General features: G+C 60.9%; 1 protein-coding gene. It reads right to left on the reverse strand.

The genetic code is table 11. The features are described from left to right. Positions 1-186: 186 nt before the first annotated feature. On the reverse strand, positions 187-795 hold a 609-nt coding region (locus MKD50_RS30495), incomplete at its 5' end, for an efflux RND transporter permease subunit (RefSeq protein ID WP_252669776.1).

Genomic DNA, 795 nt, shown 5'->3' on the forward strand with positions numbered 1-795 from the left:
CTATGCGTTCATGGCGAATTTCATCGCTTCCTATAACTCGCTGTTTGCCAAGGCACCGGCACCAAGTTGGGCGCCATTCTTTGCACATTACCTTTCGTGGATGATGGCCTCTGCCAAGATGACTCGTAATCGGAGTTAGTCCACGACAACTACGCTCCACAAGAGGATGGCTATCTCGCGTAAAGTTCATCTTGCAGGCTCGTTCGCTTTTTTGGGGTCGCCTTTCGTGGAGAGCAAATCACCGCCAGCCTGATGGGCAACTGAAGACGGCGTTCTGTCTCGCCAAAATGGACGCAAGCACGCGCCGAAATCGTCGAGGTACGTATAGATCACCGGCACCACCACCAGCGTCAGGATCGACGAGGTGATGATGCCGCCGATCACGGTCTGTCCCATCGGCGCGCGCTGCTCGGCGCCTTCGCCCAGGCTGAAGGCCAGCGGCACCATGCCGAAGATCATCGCCAGCGTCGTCATCAGGATCGGGCGCAGCCGCACGCGCGCGGCTTCGACCAGCGCGGCCTCGCGCGACAGCGGCTCGCGGCCGTCGACCCCGTGGCGCGCCTGGTTGGCGAAGTCCACCAGCAGGATCGCATTCTTGGTCACCAGCCCCATCAGCATGATGAAACCGATGATCGAGAACATGTTCAGGGTCGAGCCGAACAGCAGCAGCGCCGCGAACACGCCGGCCAGCGTCAGCGGCAGCGAGGTCATGATGGCGATCGGCTGGAAGAAGCTGGCGAACTGCGAGGCCAGGATCATGTAGATGAAGATCACCGCCAGCGCCAGCGCCGACAC

Source organism: Cupriavidus mimosae, from assembly GCF_023952485.1.
Taxonomy (GTDB): domain Bacteria; phylum Pseudomonadota; class Gammaproteobacteria; order Burkholderiales; family Burkholderiaceae; genus Cupriavidus; species Cupriavidus taiwanensis_C.